The 26,511-nt window shown below is 68.8% G+C and carries 20 protein-coding genes; 7 read left to right on the forward strand and 13 right to left on the reverse strand.

What is annotated here, in order from left to right; genetic code table 11:
* Position 1: 1 nt before the first annotated feature.
* The gene (locus tag ACLB90_RS01855) at positions 2 to 760 is read right to left on the reverse strand and encodes an SDR family NAD(P)-dependent oxidoreductase (protein WP_411851360.1); all 759 of its coding nucleotides are present in this window, start codon (positions 758 to 760) and stop codon (positions 2 to 4) included.
* A gap of 1 nt (position 761) precedes the next feature.
* Entirely contained in the window at positions 762 to 2,507 is a 1,746-nt protein-coding gene (locus ACLB90_RS01860; RefSeq protein ID WP_411851361.1) for an SMP-30/gluconolactonase/LRE family protein, read from the reverse strand.
* Positions 2,508 to 2,792: 285 nt separating this feature from the next.
* Between ACLB90_RS01860 and ACLB90_RS01865 the strand changes: the two genes are divergently transcribed.
* The 3 genes from ACLB90_RS01865 to ACLB90_RS01875 all read left to right on the forward strand — a co-directional run bounded on the left by ACLB90_RS01865 (position 2,793) and on the right by ACLB90_RS01875 (position 7,551).
* Positions 2,793 to 5,120, forward strand: coding sequence for a TonB-dependent receptor (locus ACLB90_RS01865; RefSeq protein ID WP_411851362.1), 2,328 nt, complete (start codon positions 2,793 to 2,795; stop codon positions 5,118 to 5,120).
* Between the two features lie 32 nt (positions 5,121 to 5,152).
* The gene (locus ACLB90_RS01870; protein ID WP_411851363.1) at positions 5,153 to 6,850 is read left to right on the forward strand and encodes a sodium:solute symporter family transporter; all 1,698 of its coding nucleotides are present in this window, start codon (positions 5,153 to 5,155) and stop codon (positions 6,848 to 6,850) included.
* Positions 6,851 to 6,954: 104 nt separating this feature from the next.
* Positions 6,955 to 7,551, forward strand: coding sequence for a hypothetical protein (locus ACLB90_RS01875; RefSeq protein ID WP_411851364.1), 597 nt, complete (start codon positions 6,955 to 6,957; stop codon positions 7,549 to 7,551).
* Between the two features lie 64 nt (positions 7,552 to 7,615).
* On the opposite strand, the gene ACLB90_RS01880 is transcribed toward ACLB90_RS01875, so the two are convergent.
* Positions 7,616 to 8,854: an alpha/beta fold hydrolase gene (locus tag ACLB90_RS01880; protein WP_411851365.1), complete on the reverse strand. Its 1,239-nt coding sequence runs from the start codon at positions 8,852 to 8,854 to the stop codon at positions 7,616 to 7,618.
* A gap of 141 nt (positions 8,855 to 8,995) precedes the next feature.
* Here ACLB90_RS01880 and ACLB90_RS01885 point away from each other — a divergent pair, with 141 nt between their 5' ends.
* Both ACLB90_RS01885 and ACLB90_RS01890 read left to right on the forward strand, forming a co-directional pair.
* Positions 8,996 to 9,673, forward strand: coding sequence for a MarC family protein (locus tag ACLB90_RS01885; RefSeq protein WP_411851366.1), 678 nt, complete (start codon positions 8,996 to 8,998; stop codon positions 9,671 to 9,673).
* 83 nt (positions 9,674 to 9,756) lie between these two features.
* Entirely contained in the window at positions 9,757 to 10,887 is a 1,131-nt protein-coding gene (locus ACLB90_RS01890; protein ID WP_411851367.1) for an FAD-dependent monooxygenase, read from the forward strand.
* Positions 10,888 to 10,904: 17 nt separating this feature from the next.
* On the opposite strand, the gene ACLB90_RS01895 is transcribed toward ACLB90_RS01890, so the two are convergent.
* From ACLB90_RS01895 to ACLB90_RS01905, 3 genes are all read right to left on the reverse strand, one after another.
* On the reverse strand, positions 10,905 to 11,720 hold the full coding sequence (locus ACLB90_RS01895; protein WP_411851368.1) for an alpha/beta fold hydrolase: 816 nt from the start codon (positions 11,718 to 11,720) through the stop codon (positions 10,905 to 10,907).
* A 71-nt stretch (positions 11,721 to 11,791) separates the two neighbouring features.
* Complete coding sequence (locus tag ACLB90_RS01900) at positions 11,792 to 12,592, reverse strand: SGNH/GDSL hydrolase family protein (RefSeq protein ID WP_411851369.1); 801 nt, start codon at positions 12,590 to 12,592, stop codon at positions 11,792 to 11,794.
* Between the two features lie 117 nt (positions 12,593 to 12,709).
* Entirely contained in the window at positions 12,710 to 15,184 is a 2,475-nt protein-coding gene (locus ACLB90_RS01905) for a S9 family peptidase (RefSeq protein WP_411851370.1), read from the reverse strand.
* A 177-nt stretch (positions 15,185 to 15,361) separates the two neighbouring features.
* Here ACLB90_RS01905 and ACLB90_RS01910 point away from each other — a divergent pair, with 177 nt between their 5' ends.
* Positions 15,362 to 16,138 carry a HipA family kinase gene (locus tag ACLB90_RS01910; protein WP_411851371.1) on the forward strand — a complete coding sequence of 259 codons (777 nt, stop codon included), beginning with the start codon at positions 15,362 to 15,364 and terminating at the stop codon, positions 16,136 to 16,138.
* The gene (locus ACLB90_RS01915; RefSeq protein WP_411851372.1) at positions 16,116 to 16,508 is read left to right on the forward strand and encodes a DUF3037 domain-containing protein; all 393 of its coding nucleotides are present in this window, start codon (positions 16,116 to 16,118) and stop codon (positions 16,506 to 16,508) included. Before ACLB90_RS01910 ends, ACLB90_RS01915 begins: the two co-directional genes overlap by 23 nt.
* 532 nt (positions 16,509 to 17,040) lie before the next feature.
* Here ACLB90_RS01915 and ACLB90_RS01920 read toward each other — a convergent pair.
* The 7 genes from ACLB90_RS01920 to ACLB90_RS01950 form a co-directional block, all read right to left on the reverse strand.
* The gene (locus ACLB90_RS01920; protein WP_411851373.1) at positions 17,041 to 17,493 is read right to left on the reverse strand and encodes an REP-associated tyrosine transposase; all 453 of its coding nucleotides are present in this window, start codon (positions 17,491 to 17,493) and stop codon (positions 17,041 to 17,043) included.
* A gap of 135 nt (positions 17,494 to 17,628) precedes the next feature.
* Positions 17,629 to 20,124: a membrane-bound PQQ-dependent dehydrogenase, glucose/quinate/shikimate family gene (locus ACLB90_RS01925; RefSeq protein ID WP_411851374.1), complete on the reverse strand. Its 2,496-nt coding sequence runs from the start codon at positions 20,122 to 20,124 to the stop codon at positions 17,629 to 17,631.
* A gap of 135 nt (positions 20,125 to 20,259) precedes the next feature.
* Positions 20,260 to 22,968, reverse strand: a complete 2,709-nt coding sequence (gene gyrA, locus ACLB90_RS01930) for a DNA gyrase subunit A (RefSeq protein ID WP_411851375.1) — start codon at positions 22,966 to 22,968, stop codon at positions 20,260 to 20,262.
* Positions 22,969 to 23,118: 150 nt separating this feature from the next.
* Positions 23,119 to 24,201 carry an S-methyl-5-thioribose-1-phosphate isomerase gene (gene mtnA / locus ACLB90_RS01935; protein WP_411851376.1) on the reverse strand — a complete coding sequence of 361 codons (1,083 nt, stop codon included), beginning with the start codon at positions 24,199 to 24,201 and terminating at the stop codon, positions 23,119 to 23,121.
* A gap of 54 nt (positions 24,202 to 24,255) precedes the next feature.
* Positions 24,256 to 24,972, reverse strand: coding sequence for a DUF3011 domain-containing protein (locus ACLB90_RS01940; protein WP_411852675.1), 717 nt, complete (start codon positions 24,970 to 24,972; stop codon positions 24,256 to 24,258).
* Between the two features lie 110 nt (positions 24,973 to 25,082).
* Positions 25,083 to 26,027, reverse strand: coding sequence for an EF-P lysine aminoacylase EpmA (gene epmA, locus ACLB90_RS01945; protein ID WP_411851377.1), 945 nt, complete (start codon positions 26,025 to 26,027; stop codon positions 25,083 to 25,085).
* Complete coding sequence (locus tag ACLB90_RS01950) at positions 26,024 to 26,509, reverse strand: N-acetyltransferase family protein (RefSeq protein WP_411851378.1); 486 nt, start codon at positions 26,507 to 26,509, stop codon at positions 26,024 to 26,026. The genes epmA and ACLB90_RS01950 overlap by 4 nt, the downstream gene beginning before the upstream one ends.
* Positions 26,510 to 26,511 lie beyond the last annotated feature (2 nt).

Consider the following 26,511-nt stretch of genomic DNA (forward strand, 5'->3'; position numbering starts at 1 on the left):
TTCAGACCACGCCGCCGTCGACGGTGAAGGTCTGTGCGGTACACATGGCGCTTTCCTCGGCGCACAGCCAGAGCGCCATCTCGGCGATATGCGCCGGATACAGGTGCGCTTTCAGGCATTGCCGCTCGAGGTAGCGGCTGGCCTTGGCAGGATCGGCGGCGGCCTTGGCCATCTGGCGTTCGGTCAGCACCCAGCCCGGGGCGATCGTGTTCACCCGGATGCCGTCGGTGCCCAGTTCACGCGCCAGTGACCGGGTCAGGCCTTCCACGGCCGCTTTCAGGGTGGCGTAGACCGGAACCCCGGCGACACCCATCCGCCAGCTGATCGAGCCGAGGTTGACGATTGCGCCCCCGCCGGCACGGCGCATGGGCGCCGCCACCGCCTGGGCGAGGAAGAAGGCGTGGCGCAGGTTGACCGCCACGCGGTCGTCCCAGTCGGCGACGGTGACCGCGTCCAGTGGCTGCGCCTGGTCGTTGCCGGCGTTGTTGATCAGCGCATGGGGCGTGCGCCCGTCCAGCAGCCGCTCCAGCGCCGCTACCGAGGCGGCGATGTCGCGCAGGTCGCAGACCGCGCCGTCGGGCGTGGGCAGGCCGCTGGCCGCGATGGCCTGCAGGGTGCGCCGGACACCGGCGGCATCCACATCCAGCAGACACACCTGACTGCCCTGGCGGGCGAACGCCTCCACCATCGCCGCGCCGATGCCGCCCCCGCCCCCGGTCACGACCACGGTCCTGCCGGCGAGCGAGGGGTAGCTGGCCATGTCAGCCGCCGTACTCGCCCACCGGGCAGCCGGCGACGTCCACCTGCAGCGCCAGAATGCTGCCCGACAGCGGCGCGGCGGCCAGCTGGGTGGCCGACAGGCGGATGCGCGCGGTGGTGATGTACAGCGTTTTCATGTCCGCACCGCCAAACGCGCAACTGGTCGGGCGCGGTACCGGCAGGTCCACGGTGCGGTCCAGGCGGCCGTCCGGCGCGAAACGCCGCAGCGCCCAGCCATCCCACATGGCGCACCACAGGTACCCCTCGACATCCACGGCCAGTCCGTCCGGCATGCCGTCGGACCCGGAAAAGCGGGCGAACACGGTCTTGTTGGAGAGCGTGCCGGTCGCCAGGTCGTAGTCATAGACGTAGATCTGCCGACGCCCGGAATCGGCCAGGTAGAAGCGTCGCGAATCCGGACTCCAGCCCAGGCCATTGCAGATGTGGAACCCGGTTTCGATCTCGGCCAGGGTGCCGTCGGTATCCAGCCGGTACAGCGCACCGCGTTCCGGGCTGGCGTCGATGGCCAGCGTACCGGCCCACAGCCGGCCGGCGGCATCGCACTTGCCATCATTGAAGCGGCGGCCGGACATGCCCGCCGGCGACGCCAGCGCAGTCATCTCGCCCGTGGTCAGGTCCAGTGCGCGGAAGCCGCTCTGGGTGGCGGCGATGAAGCCACCGGCGCGGCGCGGCACCACCACGCCCACCAGTTCGCCCAGCGGCGTGCTGCGGGTATCACCGGTGACCAGGTTGGACAGGTTGATCGACGGCGCCAGGATATCCACCCACAGCAGCGACCGGCTGCCAGCCAGCCAATGCGGGCCCTCGGCCAGGAACGCACTCTGGGGAACCACGCAGCGCACCTGCCGGTCGGCGGCGTGGCTGGGGGTGACGGACGTGCTGATCGACATGAAGGTCTCGCCGACGTTGCCGGAGATGCGCCGTGCCGCTTCGATCACGTCGCGCCCGAGCGCATGCAGGCGGTCCAGCGGCAGGCGGAAGGACGGGCCGCTGATGCTCACCGCACCGATCGCCTCGCCTCGGTGATCCAGGATCGGTGCCGCCACGCCACTGACGCCCAGCGCCGATTCCTCTACCGATACCGCATAGCCGCGCGCCTTGATCAGGTCCAGCTCGCGCTGCAGTTCGTCCAGATCCAGGATCGAATGCGGGGTGAGCGGCTTGAGCGGGGTGCTGCTCAGGTAACGCTGCAGTTCGTCGGGTGGGCGATGCGACATCACGGCCTTGCCGATCGCCGTGGCGACCGCGGGCAGGCGACTGCCGACCCCGTTGGCCAGGCGCATGGCCTGTACGTGGTCGCGCTGGTCGATGATCAGGATCTCCCTGCCCTCCAGCACGCCCAGCCGGGTGGTTTCCTGGGCCAGCTCGCGCAGGCGCAGCAGCTCCGGTTCGGCAGCGCTGCGCAGGTCGAAATCGCTCCACACCCGGTGCGCCATCTCGAACAGGCGGGTTCCCAGCCGATAGGTCTGGGTGGCCTCGTCGACCCGTACCAGGCGATAGTCGATCAGCGTCTGCAGGATCCGGTGCAGGGTGCTTTTGGGCAGGCCGGAGTAGCGCCCCAGCTCACCGAAGGGCAGCGGGTGCGGCGCGTCGGCGATCAGGGTCAGCAGGCTCAGGCCCTTGGAGAGCGCCTGCGCGCCCGGGATGGCGAAGCGCTTGTCGCCGTCGCCGTCCTCCAGCGCCGTCAAGGCTTCCTCGCCGGAGGCAAGCTGTCGGGGTCGCGCCATGTCCGGGGCTCCGTATTCACCCGCACGCGGCAGGTTGACGAGCCGGATCCTATTATCTAGAACACCGTTCCGCAAGTTGGTCCGCGGCACCGGCGGACAGGACGCCGCCTTGACCCCGGCTGCACATCCCGCAGGGCGAAGATGGCGCGGGGAGACGAACGCATCCGGGAACTGCCACACGGTGCCCTGCCGAACCGCGCCGGTTCTGTCCTGTATCGACCCGCCCTTGTCGTTGAAGTGCCTGTCCGGGCTTGCCGGACGTACCGCGCACGTGGAAGGCGATCGATGCGGAGCAGCTACCTTGCTGTGGCGATCCTGCCGTTGCTGGCTCCTGCCGCCTGGGGCCAGCGCGCGGCTGCCCCGCCGCTGGCCGGCGGGACGACGGCACCGCCAACGGTAACCGCGCTGGACGCGATCACCGTGACGGCCCAGCACCGCGAAGAGAACGCGCAGAAGATTGCGCTGGCGGTGTCGGTGGTGGACGCGCAGGTGCTGGAGCGGCAGCACATCACCGACCTCAGCGCCCTGCCCACGCGGGTTCCCAGCGTGACCTTCGCTGCCGGCAACGAGCTGCGCAACAACGCCATCCGCATCCGCGGCGTGGGCACCGACGTGTTCTCCACCGGCGTGGAGCCCAGCGTATCCACCGTGGTCGATGGCGTGGTCCTGCAACGCCCCGGCGCTGCATTTGGCGAGCTGGTCGATGTTGATCGCGTGGAAGTGCTGCGTGGCCCGCAGGGCACGCTGTTCGGCAAGAACGCGTCGGCCGGCGTGATCAGCGTGATCACCCGCGCGCCGGACTTCGAACGCCGCAGCGGCACCCTGGGCGCGATGCTGGCACAGGGCGACGAACAGCGGCTGGACGGCGCGTTGTCCGGACCGCTGGGCGACGGGCTGGCGTATCGCGTGGCGGGCGTCCTGCATCACCAGGGCGGCGATGTGCGGAACCTGCGCGATGGTCGCTGGCTGAACGGCCAGACCCACTCGAGCGTGCGCGGCAAGCTGGGATGGCGCACGCCCGATGCGCGCTCGGATGCGACGCTGAGCGTGGACTACAGCGATCTCGATGCGAGGTGCTGCGCGCTGCCACTGCGGGTGGCCAGCAGCGATCCGCGCGCACTGCCCAGCGCCGCGGAGGTGGGCAACGGCAACACCGCCGTCAACAACGACGTGACCCCGTTCGTGCGCCAGACCAGTTATGGCATCGCACTGACGGCCAACCTGGCCTGGCGCGACCACACGCTGACCAGCATCAGCGCCTGGCGCAGATTCGACAACCGCAGCAATGTGGATCTGGACGATACCCAGGCACGCCTGATCACCGCCAACGTCAACATCGAATCCAGCCGCACGGTTTCGCAGGAACTGCGCCTGGCATCCCCGATCGGCGCGGCCATCGACTATGTGGTGGGCGCGTTCTACTACGATGGCGCGGTCTACAACCGTCTGGACCGCCGCGGCCTGAACATCACTGCGGTGACCGCGCTGCAGCCCAATGGCGAGGTGCTGCCCCGTGTGGCGGACGATGTCGCGGTACTGGCCGGGCACTCGCGGGTGGACAGCCGCAATGTGTCGCTGTTTGGCCAGGGCAACTGGCACATGCACGACCGTGTCACCCTGACCGCAGGCGTACGCGTCATCGACGACGTCCAGCGGCTGCGTTTCGTGCGCCCCGTGGCGGGCTACTTCAACGGCACCGACCAGCCCGCCACCAATCCCGCCTTCGGCCCGGTCAGCGGCCGCTACCGCGACCGCGCAACCATCGGCAAGGCCAGCGTGGCGTACGCACCGTCGGCGGACATCACCACCTACCTCGCCTGGAGCAGCGGCTACAAGAGCCAGGGCCTGGCCGCCACGCTGGGCCTCACGGCCGCCCAGTTCGCCCAGCTGCCCGCACCGGCGGAGACCACGGATCTGTTCGAGGCCGGCGTGAAAAGCACGGTGTTCGACAACGCCCTGATGCTCAACCTCACCGCATTCCACACCCGCATCGCGGACTACCAGGCGCAGACGTACAACGCGGCCAGCGGCCTGTTCCTGCTGACCAGCGCCGGCGGCGTGTCCATCGACGGCGTGGAGCTGGAGTTCACCGCACGACCGCATGCGTACATCAGCGTGACCGGCGGTGCGACGTGGCTGGATGCGCGCTTCGACGGCGTTCGCGCCGGACCGTGCTACACCGGGCAGAGCGTGGCACAGGGCTGCCTACCCGCCGCGCCCGGCGCTGCGGCAGTGCAGGACCTGGACGGCAAGCCCTTCATGAACGCGCCGCGCTGGCGCTATGTGCTCGGTGCCCGCTACGACGCGCCGCTGACATCGCAGGTGGACCTGTTCGTACAGGCCGATTACCGCTGGCAGGACGCCGTGGTGCTGGACATCAGCCAGAACCCGCAGATGGTCCAGGCGGCCTACGGCATCGTCGACCTGTCGATGGGCCTGATCTTCGCCGCGGGCCGGTATGAGCTGGGGCTGTTCGTGAAAAACCTGGCCGACCAGGCCTACGTGGCCAACATCATGGCGGTAAGCACCGCGGGCGGCGCCAATGCCTACGCGCAGCAGTTGGCACGTGATGCACGGCGTTACGCAGGACTGGGATTCCGGATGCATTTCTGAGGGCATCGCGCGGTGGACGGCAAGGAGCGGACGTGGCGTTGATCGACTTCCTGGTGCTGGGCGGCTATCTGCTGGGCACGCTGGCCGTGGGCCTGTACTACGCCCGGCGCAACCGGCGTTCGCGCGACATGTTCGCTGCGGGGGGCCGCTCGCCGTGGTGGGTGGCGGGACTGAGCAGCTTCATGACGCTCAAGTCCGCCGGCACGTTCGTGGTGTGGGGCGGGCTGGCCTACCGCGAGGGCGTGGTTGCCATCGCGATCAACACCTGCATCGGTGTCGCCGGGCTGCTGGTGGGCTGGCGGGTTGCCGGCCGCTGGCGCCGGACCGGCGTAGGCACGCCGGCCGAGTTCGTCGCACTGCGCTTCGGCCCGTCGGCCGTGCAGCTGTACACCTGGGCGATGATGGCCGTACGCATCCTCTCCACCGGCGTGGCCCTGTATGCGCTGGCGGTGATGCTGGTGGCGCTGGTGCCGCTGGCACCGGGCCACCCGCTGCGCGACGCCGCCACCGGCCACCTGTCGCTGGCGTTCGCGATCGTGCTGTTCGGCGCCATCGTGGTGACCTACACCGTGGCCGGCGGGTTGTGGGCGGTCCTGATGACCGACGTGCTGCAGTTCATCGTGCTCCAGCTGGCCGTGCTGTTCGTGATTCCGCTGCTGTGGCTGGAGGTGCACGCCAGCGCACCGGCCGCCACGCTGCCGGACGGCTTTTTCCTGCCGTTCTCGGACCGGTACACGCTGTGGTTCATGGCCGGCTGGGTTGCCGTGCACTTCTTTCTGGTCGGCGCGGAATGGGCATTCGCGCAGCGCTACATCTGCGTGCCGAGCGAACGCGATGCACGCCGCAGCGCCTGGCTGTTCGGCGTGTTGTATCTGGTTAGCCCGGCGGTGTGGCTGACCCCACCCATCCTGTTCCGCATGCTGCAGGCCGATGCCGATCCCGAACAGGCCTACATCCTCGCCAGCCAGCGGGTGCTGCCGGCGGGCATGCTCGGCGTGATGATGGCGGCGATGTTCTCGGCCACGGCCAGTGCGATCAGCGGCCAGATCAATGTGTTTGCCGGCGTGTTGACCGAACAGTTCTACCGGCCCTGGCTCGGCGACGCATGGAGCGAACGCCGGCTGGTGGCGGCCGGCCGCGCGTTCGCCCTGGCGATCGGTGCGGCGCTGATCGGGGTGGCGCTGTGCGTGCCGCGCATGGGCGGCGCGGAGACCATCGTGCTGACGGTGACCGGCATGCTGTTCGGACCACTGATGGCCCCCACGCTGTGGGGCCTGCTGAGCGGCCGCATCGGCACGGTCACGGTATTCGTCACCGCCCTGGCGAGCTTCACTGCCGGGATGGTGGTGCGCATTGGACTGGGGCCGGGCGGCGCGTGGGCCAGCAGCACGGCGGGGAGGTGGATCCACGCCAATCCGCGGCTGACCGACGTGCTGGTCGGCGCCGTGCTGCCGGTGCTGATCCTGACCGTCTCACAGCTGTGCGCGCGACGGGACCAGCCGCAGTGGCGGGTCATCCGCGCGCGCATGGACGCCTACGCGCCGACGCCGTTGGGCGCGGACGACGCAGGCGCCCTCGCCCCGGCACGGGTGGTGGCGATCGGGCTGGGGGCAACGGGCCTGCTCAGCCTGGGCCTGCTCGCCGTGAACCAGCACGGGCACCTCGCGCTGCTGCTGTTCGGCGTGGTGCTGCTGGTGCTGGCGCGGCTGGCGTGGCGTGTACCGCATTGAGCCGGCACCGTCCCCATCTGGCCCGCGCTTGACCTGCATCAAGTGGCCGCCCCGCCCTGCCGCCTACTGTCTGGGCCGCTCCCCCCTTTCCTGGAGATAGTGCGATGAAGCGGCTTTCCATCGGAGTGGCGTTGCTGCTCCTCCTTCCCGTGAGTGCCCTGCAGGCGCAGGCCGCCCCCAGGACCGATACCCCGGCCGAGACCGGCGTGGAGCCGATGCCGGCGGCCAACTGGCTGTTCGTGCAGACCGGCAACGGCTTCCAGTCCGACGGCAAGACCCTCACCATCCAGGGCGTTGGTGGGCAGACACTGATGTTCACCGACCGTCCCGAACGCATGACCGGCGATGTCGCCACGGCCAGGTTCGTCAGCTACTGGGGCAGCGGCAAGGACGATTTCGAGAAGGACCCACCCAATGCCACCGTCTCGACCGTGGTCAATGGCAAGACCGACCTGACCGTGGTCGAGCTGCGCAACCCGCGCCTGAGCGGCGGCAACCTCACCTACGACATCCGCACGCTGGGCGGCACCCTGCCCGATGCCGGTCAACAGGTGAGCGTCTTCATCGACTGGTGGTATGGCCCGGCGATGTACGGCCCGCGTCCGTGGGGCTGGGGAGGCGGTCCACGCAACTATCCCGGCGGACGCTGCTGGCGTGGCCCTTACGGCCACCTGCACTGCCGGCCGTGGTGGGGTTACTGATCGGCCCCGGGGCAGCACGCGTATCGGTGCTGCCCCGCGTCGCTGCGGTGGGCCGGCCCTGCATTCAGTGCGGGCAGTCGTCCGGCGCAGGGGTTGAGCCGGCCAGCCGGTCGCCGATCCAGCCGGTGGCCGCCGCGGCACTGTCGCGGGCGATGAAGCCGTGCCCCACCTTGGGCAGCGACACCCATCGCACCGGGCTGCCTTGGTCGCAGAGGCGTTGGCGATAGGCGGCGGTGACCGCAGGGCGAACCAGCGTATCGGCCTCCCCCTGCGCGATGAACACCGGCAGGGACGCTGGCGGCAGGCCGGGAATGTTCTCCTGCAGCAGGCGCGTCCACGGCGCCACTGCGGCGATGTCCGGCACCGACAGAAACTGCCGCTTGAGCCGACGCCCCGACCATTTGCGCTCCACCAGGTCGTAGGCCGTTTCGATGCACTCGGCGGCCAGCGCGTTCATCGATGGCGCGGCGCTGGGCTGCAGCACATCATCGAGCGGCAAACCGTACACGCGGTGCCAGGACCACAGCGTCATCGCGGTGATGTTGCGCCCGCCATCGGAGCCGGCGTCGTCGCGCAGCAGCGTATCGAGCGCGGTCGCCGGTGCCGCCACCGCGACACCCACCAGCGTGGATTCGGGCAGATAGGACGCCGCGATGCCCGCGGCGAACAACGCCGCATGCCCGCCTTGGGAATGGCCCCACACCGCATAGCGGCGTCCGGCCTGCGCACCGGGCAGCGCGCTGGCCGCGCGGACCGAGTCGAGCACGGCGCGGGCTTCGCTGATGCCAACCAGATACGGATGTGGACCGGGCGTACCCAGCCCCGGGTAGTCGGTCGCGACGACGATGTTGCCCTGGGCGAGCAGCGCCGCCAGTCCCTGGATGTCGCGGAAGCGCGCGCGAGCGAGCGACGGCGCGCACTGCGGTTCGACACCGGAGGTCGGATGCGCCCACGCAACGATGGCCCGCCCCTGCACTGGTGCCGGCAGGGTCGGCACCAGTGCCACCGCCGAGACGGCAATCGGGGTGTCGTCCGGCGCGCGCGAACGGTACAGCAGGCGATAGCCGACCGCCCCGGCCGGTGCATCGTTGATCGGCTCCATGCGGATCAGCGTCCCGGGAGCACCCGCCAGCGCGGCGGCGTCCGGCTGGTAGAAGGCCGGGATGGGCGCGCGGGCCCAGGCCGGGCCGGCCAGCCCACCCGGGACCACCAGCATCAGCGCGCAGGCCAGCCGCCAGCGGGCGGGCCAGCCCCCCGATCGGTGCAGGTCAACACGTGGGCGTCGCCGTGTCGAAATGGTCACGTGGGTCTCCTGATGGGAAGCGCATTCCAGCGTACGTGCCGATTCCGGCCCGGGCTTGACCTGGATCAAGCCGTGGTCACCGCCGGGCCGCCATCGTGGTGCCTTGTCCAAGACGTGCGATGCGGCGGAGGCCGGCCTGCCATGTGGAACGATTTCACGCATGCCTTCCTGGTGATCTTCACCAGCCTGCTGCCCGTGGTGAATCCGCCCGGCTCGGCCCTGATGGTGCTGGGCATCCTGCCCGACGCCACGCCTGCCCAACGGACCCACGTGGCACGCGCGGTCGCCCTGAACAGCCTGGTGATGCTGGCCACGTCGATCGGCGTCGGCGCGTATGTCCTGTCGTTCTTCGGCATTTCCATCCCGGTGCTGCGGCTGGCTGGCGGCCTGGTCATCGCGGCCACCGGCTGGCGGCTGCTGCAGGCCCCCGCACAGCCGGACCGTAGCTCGCTGGCAGGCGCCGCAGAGGAGGAAGCCAGGGACGATACCGATGCCACGCTGGCCTCGCAGATCTTCTACCCCTTCACCCTGCCCATCACCGTGGGGCCCGGCTCGATCGCCGTGGCGATCGCCGTGGGCACCAGTTCGCCGGCCGAGGGACCGGCGCTGGTCCACGTCGCGGCCGCAAGCGCCGCGCTGCTGGTGTTGTGCGCGTTGATCTACCTGTGCATGCGCTATGCCTGCCGCCTGCAGTCGCTGCTGGGCCGGACCGGCATGCAGGTGGTACTGCGGCTGCTGGCCTTCGTGATCCTGTGCATCGGTGTGCAGATCGGCTGGCTGGGGCTGTCCGAACTGCTCGGCCTGCCGCAGACGCATTGACCTGCGCCGCGCTTGACCCAGGTCAAGCCGCGCGCGCAGGCCGTGGGTAGCCTGTCTCTCTTTCTTCCGCAGGACGATGCACCATGCAGCACTCTCCCACTGCCCTGGTTTGCGGCGCCGGCGTGGCCGGCCTCGCTGTCGCATGGTGGCTTCGACACGTCGGTTTCCACGTGACCCTGGTGGAGCGCGAACCGATGCCGCGCGGCGGTGGCCATGCCGTGGACATCCGCGGTGCCGCGCTGCAGGTGGTCGCGGCGATGGGCCTGCTCGATGCGGTACAGCGGCAGCGTACCCGCCTGCAGGGCATGACGCTGCTGGACCGCGATGGCATGGAGATCGGCCGCGACGACACCCGCACCTTCAGCGCCGGCCGCCTCGACAGCGCGGACATCGAGATCTTCCGCGACGCCCTGTGCGACCTGCTCGCGCAGGCCGCCGATGCCCCGGCGTACACGCAGTACGGCGAGCGCATCACCGCCATCGAGCAGGATGCGCACGGGGTAACCGCCAGCTTTGCCGGGCACGTCTCACGCACGTTCGACGTACTGATCGGTGCCGACGGCGTCTATTCATCGGTACGCCGGCAGGTGCTGAAGGCCGGCGACGAATGCCTGCGGCCACTCGGAGGCGCGTTGGCGTTCTACAGCGCTCCCAACGTGGTGGGACTGGGCGCACGGGAATGGATGTACCGCGATGCCGGGCTGGGCGTGGTGGTGTATCCGGACAGCCAGGGTACCGGGCTGCGTATCGGGGCGGGGTTCGGTGCCGAGGTGGATGCGGCGCTGCGCCATGACGTCGCTGCGCAGCGCGCGCTGGTGCAGGCCCGCCTGCAGCCACTCGGGGGCCGCTGGCGCGCGCTTGCCGCGGCGGCGCAGACCACGGACGCGTTCTACTTCGGTGAACTGGTGCAGGTAATGCTGCCATCCTGGTCGAGCGGCCGTGTGGCGCTGGTTGGCGACGCCGCGCATTGCGCATCGCCGTTCTCCGGCCAGGGCACCAGCCTGGCCCTGGTCGGCGCCTATGTGCTCGCGCGCGAGCTGGCGCGCAGCCCCACTGCGCCCGCCGCGGCCTTCGCCCGTTACGAAACCCGCATGCGGCCCTATGTGGACCTCAACCAGGCGCTGGTGGACATGGATCGCCAGGGTCCGGTACCCGATGCGCAGATGGCCCACGCCGCCAACGCCATCGCGCTGTTCGATCTGGACGACGACTGACCACGCGCCACGCGGTATCAGCGCGCGGCAGCCTCCGTCGCCATCAAGAACGCCTGCACGCGTGCAGGAAACGCGTCGGCGCACTCGACGTTGATGAGGTGCCCACCGGGCAGCGTATCCAGCACGGCGCCACGGATGCCATCGGCCAGCGCGCGCGCATCCTCGGGCGGCGCCAGCCGGTCCTCGTCGCCACACAGAACCAGCGTGGGCGCCCGGATGGCGCCAAGGTGCGGGCGGCCATCGTAGCGGAGCTGTGCGTCGAGCAGCCGCAGCCAATCCGCACGCGGCTGCTCATCGGGCGCGTCGTCGGGATAGTGCAGGTAGGGCGCCGCACGGGGATCGGCCAGAAAGCGCGCCGAGAACAGCCAGGGCAGCACCAGGTTGAACATCTGTCGCGCCGTCGCCCCACCTGCATACACCTCGGCGACAGCCTCGAGGAACCGCCGCGACTGCACGCCGGTGGTGGCGAAGGTGGCCGCCAGCACCAGGCTGCGCACCCGCTCCGGCGCGGACACCGCCAGCGCCTGGGCCACCAGCCCGCCCATCGAGAAGCCGACCACATGCGCGCTGTCGATGCCGGCAGCGTCAAGCATCGTCACCACATCCCCGGCCAGCCGTTCGATCGACAAGGGCGTGTCCACGCCCGCGCTGAGGCCGGAGCCGCGCAGGTCCAGCGCCAGCACGCGGAAGCGCGCGGACAGCGCACGCTGCTCGAGCGCCCAGAACCCGGCGTCGCCACCCAGACCGTGGAGGAGCACGACGGCGGTGGCATCGGCATCGGGCGCCGCCTCGGTCCAGTGCAGTGCGCCTTGCGGCAGGTTCACGATGGGCATGGAAATCGCATCTGGAAACGGGACATTCAATGCTACCGCCAGCGCCCGTGCACGACCACGGATGGAACGCGCTAGCGTGCCAGCGCCTCGGCGATGGCCTGCGCGGCCAGCGGCGCCATGCGCGCGTACCCGGCAGGGGTGGGATGCACGCCATCGGCGGCCAGCGCGGGATCCAGGCCTCCATCGGCGTTGGCCAGCGCGCGGTGGTAATCCAGGTACACGAGGCCCTGGTCGCGCGCGTAGGCCTGCAGGGCGGCATTGAGCGCGCGCACCTTCGGCGCCGGATGCACGCCGGGCTGCCACGGGTACTCGCTGACGGGCAGCACCGAGGCCAGCACCACACGGATACCGTGCACCTGTGCCAGCTCCCGCATCGCATGCAGGTTGTCTTCGATCATCGCCTGCGTGGCCGGGCCGGTGTTGCCGGCGATGTCGTTGGTGCCGGCCAGGATCACCACCACCGCCGGGCGCAATGCGATCACGTCCTGGCGGAAACGCAGCAGCATCTGCGCGGTGGTCTGCCCGGAGATGCCGCGGTTGAGGTAGCCCGTGCCGGGGAAGAACGTGTCGCTGCCGGTGCGGCCCCAGCCTTCGGTGATGGAGTCACCGAAGAACACCACGCGTGGCTCGCCCGCGACCGCAGGCGGCAACGCGGCATTCTCCGCGCGGTAGCGCTGCAGCTGCGGCCAGTCGAGGAGTTGCTGCTGCAGATAGCGGACCTGATCCGTTGTCAGTGACTCCGCAGGCGTCACGTACAGCGGGTTGACCGCCGGCGGGCCGATCGGCGGCGCGTCCACAGCGCCGCCGGGCAGTGGCACGCCAAGCAGGGCGATGGCGGCACTCAGGACCACGGTAGGGGTCGACTGCGGCATGGCAGGTGTTCCGGTTCGATGCGAACCGCCAGTCTAGCGCCCGTTGCAATGGCGATGCGCCCAAACGCAGACGGCCGCCTCCCGAAGGACGCGGCCGTCGCGCTCGTTACCGCCCGGTCAGTGCGTGCTGGCCGGTGCGTTCTTCACGTACGTATCGAACCAGGTGAGCATTTCCGAGACCAGCTGTTCGTTGGATTCCAGCGCCGTGTACCAGTGCGGCTCATGCGGCAGCATCACCAGGCGCGTGGTGCCGCCGTTGCCGCGGATCGCCTGGAACAGCTTGCGCGACTGGAACGGCTCGGTGCCCGGGTTGGCATCGTCCTCACCGTGGACCAGCAGCAGCGGCAGCTTGATCTTGTCGGCGTAGAAGAACGGCGACGCCTTCAGGTACACGTCCTGCGCCTGCCACACCGACCGGCGCTCGTTCTGGAAGCCGAACGGCGTGAACGTCTTGTTGTACGACCCGCTGGTCGCCACGCCGGCCTTGAACAGGTTGGTGTGCGCGATCAGGTTGGCGGTCATCAGGCCACCGTGGCTGTGCCCGGTGACGCCGATCCGGTTGCGGTCCACCACGCCCATGTCCACGGCCTTGTCCACCGCGGCCTTGGCATCGGCTTCCAACTGTTCCAGGTAGGTGTCGTAGGCGGTCTTGGGATCGCCGACGATCGGGAACGAGGCGTTGTCGATGATCGCGTAGCCGGCCAGCAGCATCAGCCGGTACGGTGCCAGCCGGGTGAAGGTCTGCTGCGAGCCGGACACCTGGCCGGCCTGTGCGGCGTTGGCGAAGTCGGCCGGATACGCGTACAGGATCGCCGGCACGCGCTGGCCTTCCTTGTAGCCCGGCGGCGTGTACAGGGTGAACGACAGGTCCACGCCGTCGGCGCGCTTGTAGGTCACCAGGCGCTTCTGGATCTGGCGTACTTCCGGGGTCGGGTCGGCCAGCTGGGTCAGCGCGGCCGGGGTGGACGCGAACTCCGCCTCGCCCTTGGCAGCAGACGCGGTGCGCTCGCCGAGGGTGCGCACGAACGCATTGGGTGCGTCGGTTACCGACTGGTGCCAGGTCACCACGCGGCCGGCGGTGCCGGTGAACCCAAGGAACTGTTCGTAGGCATCGGCATCGCTGCGGAACAGACGCTCGCTCTTCAGCGAGCCCAGGTCCAGGCGATCCAGGAACGGACGATCGCCCTGCGGCGAGGCGCCCTGCCCGCGCAGGAACACGCTGTTGCCTTCCTGGCGCACCACGCTGGCACCGTTGGGCAGGCGCTTGAAGACCAGGTTGCCCGGGTCGCCGTACAGCTCATCGCTGGACAGATCCCAGAGCAGGCGCCCGGCCTGCGTCGGCCGGTCCACATCGACGATGCGGGTCTGGCGCCAGTGGCGGTTCTCATCGTTTTCGTACAGGAACGACACGGCCGGGTTGGCGCTCCAGGCGATGCCTTCGAAGCGCTGCGCGGTACGCGCGATCTCCACCGGCTTGCCGGTGAACGGCGCCTTCAGCATCAGCACGCGGTCGCGGTGCGCCACGTTGACCTTCCAGTCGCCCTTGTCCAGCGCCTCTGCGTACACCAGCGTGGCCGGATCGGTGGAGCGCCAATCGAAGTCGCGCGGACCTTCCGGTACACCATGCACCGGCACGCGGTCGGCCAGCGGCAGGCTGGCCACCGGGGTGCTGCGGCCGCTGCCCAGGTCCAGCACCGCCACGTCGTTGGCGAAGCGCTGGTAGGTGACCGCGTGCGAGAACGGCGCCTTCAGCGTTTCGGTAAGCACGTGCACGCCATCGGGCGCGGGCGAGACGTCGTTGTACAGTGCCGGCGCGCCAATCGGACGCACGCTGCCGGCGTTGGCATCCACCACCGCCAACTGCGACTGGCCGTAGTAGGCGAACAGCTTTTCGTCATGCACGCTGGTCAGCGTGTCGCGCGATTCGTAGGTGCTGCTCTCGCCCTTGGCACCCAGCGATTCCTGGATGTCCGGGCCGGCCGCGCCATCTTCGTTGGACGGTGCCGCGCCCTGGTTGGCCGGCACCAGTTTGACCAGCAGGTTCTGGGTGCCGCCGAGCCACTGCACGGTGTAGCCAAAGATCGGATTGAGCTGCACGCCGGGAATCTGCCGGACCTGGCCGGTGGCCGCATCGCCCACCCACAGCTGCACCGAGGTATCCACTGCATTCTGGAACACGAAGCGCTGGCCGTCCGCCGACCATTGCGCATTGCCGGCGCAGCCCTGCGGCATCGACACCGGCGTGTGCTTGCGGCTGTCGATGTCGACCAGGGTGAAATCGGCCACGCAGGCCGGGATGCCGTAACCGCCCTGGGTGTCATGACGGCTGCGGTTTTTCGGCTCCAGGCGCACGCCGGCCAGCTTCAGGTACGGCTGCGCGACGCGGCTGATCGACGGATAGGTCTGAGCGGTGGTCAACAGCAGGCGCTGGCCGGTCGGGTCCACGCTGGGCATCGGCGGCGGCGGCGCCTTGAGCACCTTGAGCAGGTGTTCCGGCGGTTTGGCGTAGTCGGCGAAGGCCGGGCCGGCGGCCAGCAGGCCGAGCGCGGCCGTGGCAACAGCCGCGGCGAGAGCGGTACGACGGATCAGCATCCTTTACCCCTAGTGGTGATGGGTGCCCGCACGGGGGCAAGGTCCCGAATCTAGCATCGCCGCGCGGGCCGGTAATGGGCCGGAAGGGCTAGTCGCCCAATGCAGCAAAGCCGCCCCCCGCCGGCCTGCGGCGCACCGTCACGGTAAGATGCGTGCACGTTCCCTTCCGATACCGCCGTGCGCACCGTCCACGCCCTCCGCTACATCACGCCTCTCCGCGAGGGAGGCTCGCTGCCCGCTGTGGTCGAAACCGACGACGACGGCATGGTGGTGCTCAAGTTCCGTGGCGCCGGCCAAGGGCCCAAGGCGCTGATCGCCGAGCTGATCGCCGGTGAACTGGCCCGCACGCTCGGCCTGCCGATCCCGGAGATCGTGTTCGTCGAACTCGACCGCGAGTTCGCCCGCACCGAACCGGACCCGGAGATCCAGGACCTGATCCGCGCCAGCGAAGGCCTGAACCTGGGCAGCGACTATCTGCCCGGCGCCATCAACTACGATCCGGCCGCCATGCGCGTGGACGCCGATCTGGCCTCGCGCATCGTGTGGTTCGATGCATTCACCAGCAACGTGGACCGCACCGCACGCAATCCCAACCTGATGGTGTGGCACCGGCAGCTGTACCTGATCGACCACGGCGCGGCGATGTACTTCCACCACGACTGGGCCACTGCCGGCGATGCCTGCGTGAAGCCCTTCGTCCTGATCCAGGACCACGTGCTGCTGCCGTTCGCCACGCAGATCGATGCAGTGGACGGGGCGCTGGCCGCCCTGCTGCCCGATGCGGAGATCGAACGCATCGTCGGCCTGGTACCGGACAGCTGGCTGGTCGACGAACCGGCGTTCGACAACCCGGCGGCGTATCGCCAGGCCTACATCGATTACCTCATCCATCGCCTGCGCATGCGTGCCGCATTCGTCCAGGAGGCCGTCCGTGCCCACACTGCACACGTATGACTACGCGATCATCCGCGTGGTACCGCGGGTGGAGCGCGAAGAGTTCATCAACGTCGGCGTGATCGTCTCGTGTCCGGGCGCAAAGCACCTGGAAGCCGCGATCGAGATCGATGCCACGCGGATGCAGGCGTTCGCACCGACCTTGGACAGGGAGGCGCTGCAGCCCTGGCTGGACGCGATCGTGGCCATCTGCCGCGGCGACGCCGACGCCGGCCCCATCGCCCGGTTGCCGGCGCGGGCACGCTTCCACTTCCTCACCGCCAAACGCAGCTCCGTGGTGCAGATGTCCAGCACACACGTGGGGCGAACCGCGCACCCCGAAGGCGTGGTGGAGCACCTGATGACCCGGATGGTGCGGGTACCGCAGTAACGCAATGCGGCGTCACCTGCGGCGCCCCGTAGAGCCGGGTTCTACCAGGCTGCCTTTCGTTCGGTGACTGCACGCCGGACGCAAGCCGGGCAGAGCCCGGCTCTACGCGGCTGCCGTTCGTTTGGGTGCCTGCACACCTGACAAAAGCCGGGCAGAGCCCGGCTCTACAGTGCCGGGTGCGCACATGACCTCGTAGAGCCGGGTTTTACCCGGCTCCTTTTCCTCACAGTGCCGGGCACCTGCGTCGCCCCGTAGAGCCGGGTTGTACCCGGCTGCCTTTCGTTCGGTGCCTGCACGCCTGACGCAAGCCGGGCAGAGCCCGGCTCTACGGGGCTGCCGTTCGTTTGGGTGACTCCACGCCTGGCGCAAGCCGGGCAGAGCCCGGTTCAGGCGCGTCACGTAGAGCCGGGTTTTACCCGGCTGCTTTTCGTCACGGTGCCGGGCACCTGCGTCGCCCCGTAGAGCCGGGTTTTACCCGGCTGCCTTTCGTCGGGTACACGCACACCTGACACAAGCCGGGCAGAGCCCGGCTCTACGGCACTGGCCATCGGCACCAGGCGAAGGGGTAATCGTTCATGCCCGTGGCCAAGCCGGCGCGCAGGGGGTTGGCGAGGATGTAGGTGGCCTCGGCCAACAGATGGCGATCGTCGCGCTGCAACTGGTCGTAGTAGCCCGGTTGCCACACGGTGCCTCGGGTTCTGTTGCTCTGGTTGAGGGCTTTCGCCGACCGCGATTTGAAGGTTCGCAGCACGATCGACAGTGGCGTATCGCGCAGGCGGAACATCCAGTGGATATGGTCGGGCATGACCACCCATGCCAGGGAGTCGGTGCGACCCTGGTCATCCGAGGCGCGCAGCCAATGGCAGACCTCCTGCGCATTGGCGGTATCGACGAACAGGCGGGCGCGCTGTGCCGTAACCGTGGTGACGACGTAGTAGCTGCCGGCGCAGGAGATGCGCCCGCGTTGTAGAGAAGGGCTGGCCATGCCTGCATCGTGGGCGAGGCTGCGCGGACGTTGAAGCAGGCGGCGCTGCAGTGTTGTGTCCGGGGAGTGCCCGATCTTCTGTGGGAGAGCAGCCGGGTAGAACCCGGCTCTACGGGGGGGCGTCCGCTTGCGGTCTTATCCTTTCGGCAGCGCGTATGCGATGACGTAGTCGCCTGCCGGGGTCTCCATGAAGTGGTGGCCGCCGGCCATGATGACCACGTACTGGCGCCCGTTCTGCTCGTAGATCATCGGGTTGGCCTGACCGCCGGCGGGCAGCGCGGCGTGCCAGAGTTCCTTGCCGGTCTTGAGGTCGATGGCACGCAGCAGGTCGTCGGTGGCCGCAGCGATGAAGACCAGACCGCTGGCAGTGACCACCGAACCGCCGTTGTTCGGCGTGCCGATCTCGATCGGCAGGCCGGAGCGGATGCCGAACGGGCCGTTGCCGCGGGCGCTGCCGAACGGGCGGTCCCACAGGGTCCTGCCGGTGCGCAGATCGACCGCGCGGATGCCGCCGTAGGGCGGCTGCTTGCACAGCAGCTTGGTGAACGGCAGCCGCCAACCGGCGTTGACGTCGATCGCGTACGGCGTGCCCACCTGCGGGTCCCCTGCCCCTTCGGCGCCGCCCTTGTCGGCGCGCACATCCTCGCGCGGCAGCCAGCCCAGCTTGTCCGCCGTGGCGCGGGGTACCAGCAGGTTGTAGTTGGGCATGTCGTTGTAGTTGGCCACGATCACGCCGCGTCGCGGGTCCACCGCGACACTGCCCCAGTCCGAGCCGCCGTTGTAGCCGGGGTACTCGATGGAATGCCGGTCGGCCGTGGGCGGCGTGTAGAAGCCGTCATAGCTGGCCTTGCGGAACTGGATGCGGCAGACCAGCTGGTCGATCGGCGTCATGCCCCACATGTCGCGCTCGGTCAGGTCCGGCTTGCGCAGCGTGTGATACAGCGAGAACAACTGGGTAGGCGAACGCTGCTCCGGCTCCACCCCGCCGCCAGGCACGGTGCGCTCTTCGGCGGGGGTCAGCAGCTGGCCGGTGCGCCGATCCAGCACGTACATGTCGCCCTGTTTGGTCGGCAGCAGGATGGCCGGCACCTTGCCGGCGGCGGTGGGATAGTCCACCAGCGTGGCCTGCGAGCCCATGTCGTAGTCCCACACATCCTTGCGTACCGCCTGGAAGTGCCACACCGGCTTGCCGGTGTTGACGTCGATGGCCACCAGCGAGGTCGCATAGCGGTTCTGGTTCTCCGTGCGCGATCCGCTCCAGTAGTCGCCCGCCGAATTGCCCATCGGCAGGTAGACCAGCCCCAATGCATCATCGCCGGTGGCGGTGGTCCACATGTTCGGGGTGCCACGGGTGTAGGTCTGGCCCTGCGGCGGCGCGCCGCTGCGCGTCGGCTGGTCCATGTCCCAGGCCCAGCGCAGCTTGCCGGTAACGGCATCGTAGGCCTGGATCACGCCGGAGGGCGCGTCGCGGCGCTGGCCATCCAGCACCTGGTGGCCGGTCACGATCACACCCTGCACGATGGCCGGCGGCGACGTGATCGACACATAGCCCGGCGGCGTTTCGCCCATGCCGAGGGTGATGTCGACCTGCCCGTTGTTGCCGAAACCGGCGCACGGTTTGCCGGTGGCGGCATCGACCGCAATCAGCCGGCCGTCCAGCGTGCCCTCGATGATCCGCGCCGCACACGCGCCCCGCGGCACCTGGGTGAGCACCGGTACCCCCGCCTGCGGCACGGCCAGGTCGGCGGCGACGTCGGCCAGAGCGGCGTCCTGAGCGGTGGCCGGCACCTCGTAATAGGACACGCCACGGCACGCGGCGGTATACGGAATGGAGGCGTTTTTGACCTTGGGATCGAAGCGCCAGCGCTCGCGCCCATCGCTGGCATCGAGCGCGATCAGCTGATTCCGCGCGGTGCACAGGTACACGCTGTCGCCGATCTTCAATGGCGTGGTTTCCGCGCCCCACCGCTTGTCGGGCAGGTCGCCGGTACGGAACACCCATGCCTGCTGCAGGGTACCCACGTTGTCCGGCGTGATCTGCTGCAGCGGCGAGAACCGCGTGGCGGCATTGTTGCGGCCGTACGCGGCCCAGTCCCCATCGACGGGACGGTCGGCCGGCTGCAGCGCTGCCTCGGCGGTCGGGGCCAGCCCGGCGGCAACCACCGGCTCGGGGAAAGCGCCATCGGCGGCGGTGACCCCATGCGGCACGAACGCCAGACTGAAGGCACCCACGAACACCAGCGCCAGCACGCCGGCCAGACTGCGCGACACGGCGCGCGATGCCGGGCGTTGCAGGCGCGGCAGCAGCAGGCAGAGCACGAAAGCCAGCGCCACCATCAGCCCCAGGCGCGGCACCCAGCGCCAGTAATCGCTACCCGACTCCCACCAGGTCCACAGCACGGTCCCCACGAACACCAGCGCGAAGCACCACGCGCCGCTGGTCCGCCCACGCCACAGCTGTACACCGGCGACCAGCAGGCCCAGCCCGGCCAGCACGTAGTACCAGGAGCCGCCGAGGCGGGCCAACCAGCCGCCGCCCAGCGCGAGGACCGCGCCAAGGACCAGCAGGATCATCGCCAGCACACCCAGCAGCCAATGGCGGGCGTAACCGGTCTGCGTCGTGGTGGACATGATGCGCTCCTTTTCCCCCGGCCCTTATCCCACCGGGGTCGTGAACGCGGCGCGTTCTTTCCCGCCGCGCCCGGGGCCATAACGAAAAACGCCGGCAGGCGCCGGCGTTTTCCGTGGTACTCCAGCGCAACCGCGTTACGCCTCCGGCGGTGCCACCACCGGCACGACACCCGTCGCGGCCGCCTCATCGGCGCCCTCTTCGTCGGCACCGTCATCCAGCGAGGCATCCATGCGCTCGACCGCCTGCAGCTTCTCGTCCTTGGACAGGCGGATCAGGGTGACGCCCTGGGTGTTGCGGCCCACGCGCGAGATTTCCGAACTGCGCGTACGCACCAGGGTGCCGCCATCGGAGATCAGCAGCACTTCATCGCGCGGCCCCATCAGCACCGCGCTGACCAGCTTGCCGTTGCGCTCGGTGGTCTGGATGCCGATCACGCCCTGGGTACCACGTCCCTTGCGCGGGTAATCCGGCAGCGGGGTGCGCTTGCCGTAGCCGTTCTCGGTGGCGGTGAGGATGTACAGCGCGCTGTCGTCATCAGCCGCGTTTTCGATCACGGCATCGCCATTCTCGACCACGGCATCGTCGATGACGGTGTCGTCCTCGTTCTCGTCCTCGTTGCCGCCGGCACTCTCGGCGACGATCAGGCTGACCACTTCCTCGCCCTTGGGCATCTTGATGCCGCGCACGCCGGTGGCGGTTCGGCCCATCGAGCGGACCTTGTCTTCACCGAAGCGCACGGTCTTGCCGTTGGAGGCGAACAGCAGGATGTCGCGCTCGCCGTCGGTCAGGCCGACACCCACCAGCGCGTCGCCGTCATCGAGATTGATGGCGATCTTGCCTCGGGCCAGACGGAACGCGAACTCGCTGAGCGGGGTCTTCTTGACGGTACCGTTGCGGGTGGCGAAGAACACGAACTGGCCTTCTGCGTACTCGCGCACCGGCAGCACGGCCTGCACCTTCTCACCGGATTCCAGCGGAATCCAGTTGATGATCGGGCGGCCGCGTGCATTGGAACCGGCTTCCGGCAGCTGATGCACCGGCAGCCAGAACACCTTGCCCGAGCTGGTGAAGGTCAGCAGCGTGTCGTGCGTGTTGACCAGCCACAGCTGCTCGATGAAATCCTCTTCCTTGGTCGACGCCGCGCTGCGGCCGCGGCCACCGCGGCGCTGGGCCCGGTAGGCGCTGACCGGCTGGCGCTTGACGTAGCCGGCGTGCGACAGGGTGACCACCACGTCTTCCGGCGCGATCAGGTCGAGGATGTCCAGGTCTTCTTCGCTGTGGCGGATCTCGGTGCGGCGCTCGTCGCCGAACTCGGTACGCACGTTGATCAGTTCTTCGCGGATGACCTGCAGCAGGCGGTCCGGATCTTCCAGGATATGGATCAGCCCGGCGATCGTTTCCAGCAGCTGCTTGTATTCCTCGGTCAGGCGGTCCTGCTCCAGCCCAGTCAGGCGGTGCAGGCGCATTTCCAGGATCTGGGTCGCCTGGATCTCGGTCAGCTGATAGCCGCCCTCGATCAGGCCCACGCCCTTGGGCAGGTCGTCCGGACGCGAGGTTTCGGCACCGGCGGCACCGAGCATCGAACCGACCAGGCCGGGTTCCCACAGGCGGGCGAGCATGCGTTCGCGCGCTTCATTGGGATTGGGCGAGGTCTTGATCAGTTCGATCATCTCGTCGATGTTGGCCAGCGCGACGGTCAGACCTTCCAGCACGTGCGCACGGGCGCGCGCCTTGCGCAGCTCGAACACGGTGCGGCGGGTGACCACCTCGCGGCGGTGGCGCACGAAGGCCTCGAGCAGCTGCTTGAGGTTCATCAACTGCGGGCGGCCATCGACAAGCGCCACCATGTTGATGCCGAACACCGACTCCATCTGGGTCTGCTGGTAGAGGTTGTTCAGGACAACTTCCGCCGACTCGCCGCGCTTGATTTCGATGTAGATGCGCATGCCGTCCTTGTCGGACTCATCGCGCAGCTCGCTGATGCCTTCGAGCTTCTTTTCCTTGACCAGCTCGGCGATCTTCTCGATCAACCGGGCCTTGTTCACCTGGTACGGAATCTCGGTGACGATGATCGATTCGCGGCCGTTGTCGGCCACTTCGATATCGGCCTTGGCGCGGATGCGCACCCGGCCACGACCGGTCCGGTAGCCGGCAACGATGCCGGCGGTGCCGTTGATGATGCCCGCGGTCGGGAAGTCCGGGCCCGGGATGTACTCCATCAGGCCGTCGACGTCGATGGCGGGATTGTCGATCAGCGCGATGCACGCATTGATCGATTCGGTCAGGTTGTGCGGCGGGATGTTGGTCGCCATGCCCACCGCGATACCGGCCGAACCGTTGACCAGCAGGTTCGGGAACCGGGTCGGCATGACCGTCGGTTCCAGTTCCTTTTCGTCGTAGTTGGGCTGGAAATCGACGGTTTCCTTGTCGATGTCCGCCATCAGCTCGTGGGTGAGCTTGGACATGCGCGCTTCGGTGTAACGCATCGCCGCGGCGGAGTCGCCGTCGACCGAACCGAAGTTACCCTGGCCATCAACCAGCATGTAGCGCAGCGAGAACGGCTGCGCCAGGCGCACCAGGGTGTCGTACACCGACTGGTCGCCATGCGGGTGGTACTTACCGATGACGTCACCGACGATACGCGCCGACTTGAAGTAAGGCTTGTTGCTGTGCGCGTTCAGTTCACTCATCGCGAACAGCACGCGGCGATGCACCGGCTTGAGGCCATCGCGCGCATCCGGGAGGGCGCGGCCCACGATCACGCTCATCGCGTAATCGAGGTAGCTCTTGCGCATCTCGTCTTCCAGGTTGACCTGGATGATTTCCTTGGCGGTTTCTGCCATTCGGGTTCCGTTGTCTGGTAGCGGTCCAGTCCGTCGCAGCCAGCCCTTTCGGGGCGGCCGCGCCGGAATCTCGATTAACCGTTGAAGTCTACCACAACGGGCCGTTTCCCGCCTCGTTTTACCGGGGTTTTACCGGCAAGAATCAGGAACTTACGGGGCCGTTGCGGGGGCTTCCCCGAAGGCGGCCCGCATATTGGCCGTGGTCGGGTTCAGGATCACCCCGCGCTCGGTCACGATGGCATCGATCAGGGCGCCCGGGGTGACATCGAACACCGGGTTCCAGGCGGCGATGCCCTCGGCCACCGTACGGACCCCGCCCACGCCGTACAGCTCGCCGGGATCGCGCTGCTCGATCTCGATCTGGTCGCCGTCGGCGGTGTCCATGTCCACCGTGGACGACGGCGCCACCACCATGACCTTCACCCCGTGATGGCGCGCGGCGATGGCCAGCTGGTAGGTCCCGATCTTGTTGGCCGTATCGCCATTGGCGCAGATGCGGTCCGCACCGACGATCACCCACTGCACCGCCCCGGTCTTCATGAGGTGCGAGGCGGCCGAATCGGCGATCAGGGTAGCGTCGATACCGTCCTGCTGCAGTTCCCACACGGTCAGGCGGGCGCCCTGCAGCCACGGGCGGGTCTCGCCGGCGAACACGCGGGCGATGCGGTGCTGGGCCATGCCGGCGCGGATCACGCCGAGCGCGGTGCCGAAGCCGGCGGTGGCCAGCGAACCGGTGTTGCAGTGGGTCAGCACGCCGCTGCCGGCCTCGATCAGCCCGGCGCCCAGTGCGCCCATGTGGCGGTTGGCCGCCAGATCCTCATCGGCGATGGCCTGCGCTTCGGTCACCAGCACCTGGCGCCAGTCGCTGCCGGCAGGGGCCAGGGCGCGGCGCATGCGCGCCAGGGCCCAGGCCAGGTTGACGGCGGTCGGTCGCGCGGCATTGAGGCGCTGCAGCGCCGGCTCCAGCATGCGCAGCGCCTGCGCGCCGTCATCGGCCTGAACATCGTTGGCGGCCAGCACCGCACCCCACGCCGCCGCAATGCCGATGGCAGGCGCGCCACGCACGGTCAGCGCGTGGATGGCCTCGGCGACGGCATCGCTGTCACGGCACTCCACGTGCTCGACCACGAACGGCAGCTTGCGCTGGTCCAGCAGTTGCAGGGATTGACCGGTCCACAGGATGGGGCGGATATGGTCGTAACGGGCGTAGTCGATGTCGGTGGATGCGTTCATTCCGCCATTGTAGCGGCGTGCCGCCGCCGGGTCAGGCCCGGCCATGCGGCCAGATCAGTTGACCGAGAACTCGGCGCGGCAACCGTCGTCCACCCATACCCCGCGCGCGTCCCAGCCCCAGGTCCGCCCCTGCTCGCACGGGCTGCCGGACAACTGCCTGGACAGGGTGGCGCCGTGGTTGATGCTGGCGCCGCAGAAGCGACGCTGGCGCGATTTGGATTCGCAGGTCAGCAGGCGCGGCACCATCAGGAAGCCGGAGCCATCGGCGGCCCCCACCTCGAAATCGCCCTGGCAGCCGCGGGTGACCCAGATCTCGTTGCGCCGCACACCCCAGCTGTGGTTTTCCCGGCACGGCAGCGCGGACAACTGGCGCAGCAGACGCACGGGTGCGCCCTGCAGCACCACCGGGCAGTTCTGCGGGCGGCCGTTGGATTCGCAGCGCACCACGCGCCGCGTCAACCGTTGACCTTCGCGCTTTGCCGCGACGGGAGTGCGGGCGCGGAACTCGGCACGGCACCCCAGCGTCACCCACACACCGGAACGATCGGTGCCCCACTCCGAGCCACGCACGCAGGTGTTCTCGGACAACTGGCGGACCATGTCCACGCCACCGTCCACGGGCATGTCGCAATGCACCCATTCCATGTCGCGCGATTCGCAGCGCACCACCTGTCCGGCATAGCCGGACGACTGCGCCACGGCCGGCGATGCCAGCCCCGCCCACAGCAACAACGAACATAGCGGCATGCCTGCGCTGGCCAACACCTTCATCGACACGGTCCCCGCCGCAACTGAACGATCACGCATGACACCTTCTGACATCGGGTGTGATCAGAGCATCATCATCCACGTCGCGCAAGACGCCATTGCCTGAAAACCGTTCAGGCCCGGGCGAAATCGATGGCCAGGACATCGGCGATGGCAGGCGTGCCGTTCATCGCCATCAACAGCCGGTCCACACCCACCGCCACGCCCGCGCAGTCGGGAAGCTGCGGCAACGCGTCCAGCAATGCCTCGTCCAGGGGCGGCAGCACCGCACCGCGCAGGCGCCGGACGGCATGATCGCGTTCGAAACGTGCGCGCTGTTCGGCGGCATCGTTCAGCTCGTGATAGCCGTTGGCCAGTTCGACCGGCCCCAGGTACAGCTCGAAGCGTTCCGCCAGCGCCGGCGTACCGGGACGCACCCGCGCCAGCGCGGCCTGGGTGGCGGGCCAGTCGTGCACCACCGTCATAGTATCGTCACCAAACGCGGGCTGGATGCAGTGGGTCATCAGCAGGTCCAGCCAGTCGTCGCGGGTCAGTCCCTGCGCATCGATGCGGATGTCCGACAGCGGCGCGCGCAGTGCCTCCAGGCTTGCCTCGAACGGGTCCACGCCGAGCTGGCGCCGGTACAGGCTGCGGTAGTCGATGATCTCCAGACGCGCCTCGCGCTGCACCAGCGACAGGGCCGCGCGCACCAGCGCCGCGGTTTCGCCGATCAGACGGTGATGATCCCACCCCACCCGGTACCACTCGAGCATGGTGAACTCGGGATTGTGGCGGCCACCGGCTTCGCCGTTACGGAACACCCGGCCCAGCTCATAGCAGTCGCCCACGCCGGCAGCGAGCAGGCGCTTGAGCGGATACTCCGGCGAGGTGCGCAGCCAGCGCTGCGCCGGGCCGGCATCGACGTGACCGCTGAAACGGGTGTGGAAACTGTCGATGTTGGGTTCGGTATTGCCGGCCACCGACAGGATCGGCGTTTCCACTTCGAGCACGTCGCGCGTGGCGAAGAACTCGCGGATGAGCGCATTGAGCGCGGCGCGCTGGCGCAGGGCGGCGATCATGCGCGTGCGTCACGCAGGCGTTCGGCCAGCGGCAGGGTCAGCAGGTCGCGAGTGTCGTCCACGTAACCGGTGGCCAGGTACAGGCGGCGCGCCAGTTCGTTGTGGTGGTTCACTTCCAGGCGCATGCGTGCGACGCCGCGCGCGTTGGCGCGCTGTTCCAGGATCGCCAGCGCCTGCTTGCCGCGCCCACGCCCGCGTGCGGCGTGCTGCAGGTACAGCTCATCGAGCAGCGCGAAGTGCCCGCCCTGCTCCAGGCTGAAGCCCATCGCCAGCGCTGCATAGCCCACCACCTCGCCCGTCGCGGACAACCACAGCAGCACTTCGCCGTTGCGTGGCTCCTCGAGCAGGGCCACCAGCGCCGTGCGCACGCGCGCCGGATCGAAGTCGAGCTTGTCCTCGGCGTAGAAGTCGCGCATCAGCCCGATCAGCAGGTCGGTATCGGCCACGGTGGCCAGGCGGAAATCGAGGGGAACGGTATGCATGC

This window comes from Stenotrophomonas sp. LGBM10, from assembly GCF_046736075.1.
Taxonomy (GTDB): domain Bacteria; phylum Pseudomonadota; class Gammaproteobacteria; order Xanthomonadales; family Xanthomonadaceae; genus Stenotrophomonas.

What these genes read in the sequence shown, in the direction of transcription:
- ACLB90_RS01855 (WP_411851360.1), bottom strand. Translation starts at nt 760, where the DNA reads ATGGCCAGCTACCCCTCGCTCGCCGGCAGGACCGTGGTCGTGACCGGG.
- ACLB90_RS01860 (WP_411851361.1), bottom strand. Translation starts at nt 2,507, where the DNA reads ATGGCGCGACCCCGACAGCTTGCCTCCGGCGAGGAAGCCTTGACGGCG.
- ACLB90_RS01865 (WP_411851362.1), top strand. Translation starts at nt 2,793, where the DNA reads ATGCGGAGCAGCTACCTTGCTGTGGCGATCCTGCCGTTGCTGGCTCCT.
- ACLB90_RS01875 (WP_411851364.1), top strand. Translation starts at nt 6,955, where the DNA reads ATGAAGCGGCTTTCCATCGGAGTGGCGTTGCTGCTCCTCCTTCCCGTG.
- ACLB90_RS01885 (WP_411851366.1), top strand. Translation starts at nt 8,996, where the DNA reads ATGTGGAACGATTTCACGCATGCCTTCCTGGTGATCTTCACCAGCCTG.
- ACLB90_RS01890 (WP_411851367.1), top strand. Translation starts at nt 9,757, where the DNA reads ATGCAGCACTCTCCCACTGCCCTGGTTTGCGGCGCCGGCGTGGCCGGC.
- ACLB90_RS01895 (WP_411851368.1), bottom strand. Translation starts at nt 11,720, where the DNA reads ATGCCCATCGTGAACCTGCCGCAAGGCGCACTGCACTGGACCGAGGCG.
- ACLB90_RS01900 (WP_411851369.1), bottom strand. Translation starts at nt 12,592, where the DNA reads ATGCCGCAGTCGACCCCTACCGTGGTCCTGAGTGCCGCCATCGCCCTG.
- ACLB90_RS01905 (WP_411851370.1), bottom strand. Translation starts at nt 15,184, where the DNA reads ATGCTGATCCGTCGTACCGCTCTCGCCGCGGCTGTTGCCACGGCCGCG.
- ACLB90_RS01920 (WP_411851373.1), bottom strand. Translation starts at nt 17,493, where the DNA reads ATGGCCAGCCCTTCTCTACAACGCGGGCGCATCTCCTGCGCCGGCAGC.
- ACLB90_RS01925 (WP_411851374.1), bottom strand. Translation starts at nt 20,124, where the DNA reads ATGTCCACCACGACGCAGACCGGTTACGCCCGCCATTGGCTGCTGGGT.
- gyrA (WP_411851375.1), bottom strand. Translation starts at nt 22,968, where the DNA reads ATGGCAGAAACCGCCAAGGAAATCATCCAGGTCAACCTGGAAGACGAG.
- mtnA (WP_411851376.1), bottom strand. Translation starts at nt 24,201, where the DNA reads ATGAACGCATCCACCGACATCGACTACGCCCGTTACGACCATATCCGC.
- ACLB90_RS01940 (WP_411852675.1), bottom strand. Translation starts at nt 24,972, where the DNA reads ATGAAGGTGTTGGCCAGCGCAGGCATGCCGCTATGTTCGTTGTTGCTG.
- epmA (WP_411851377.1), bottom strand. Translation starts at nt 26,027, where the DNA reads ATGATCGCCGCCCTGCGCCAGCGCGCCGCGCTCAATGCGCTCATCCGC.
- ACLB90_RS01950 (WP_411851378.1), bottom strand. Translation starts at nt 26,509, where the DNA reads ATGCATACCGTTCCCCTCGATTTCCGCCTGGCCACCGTGGCCGATACC.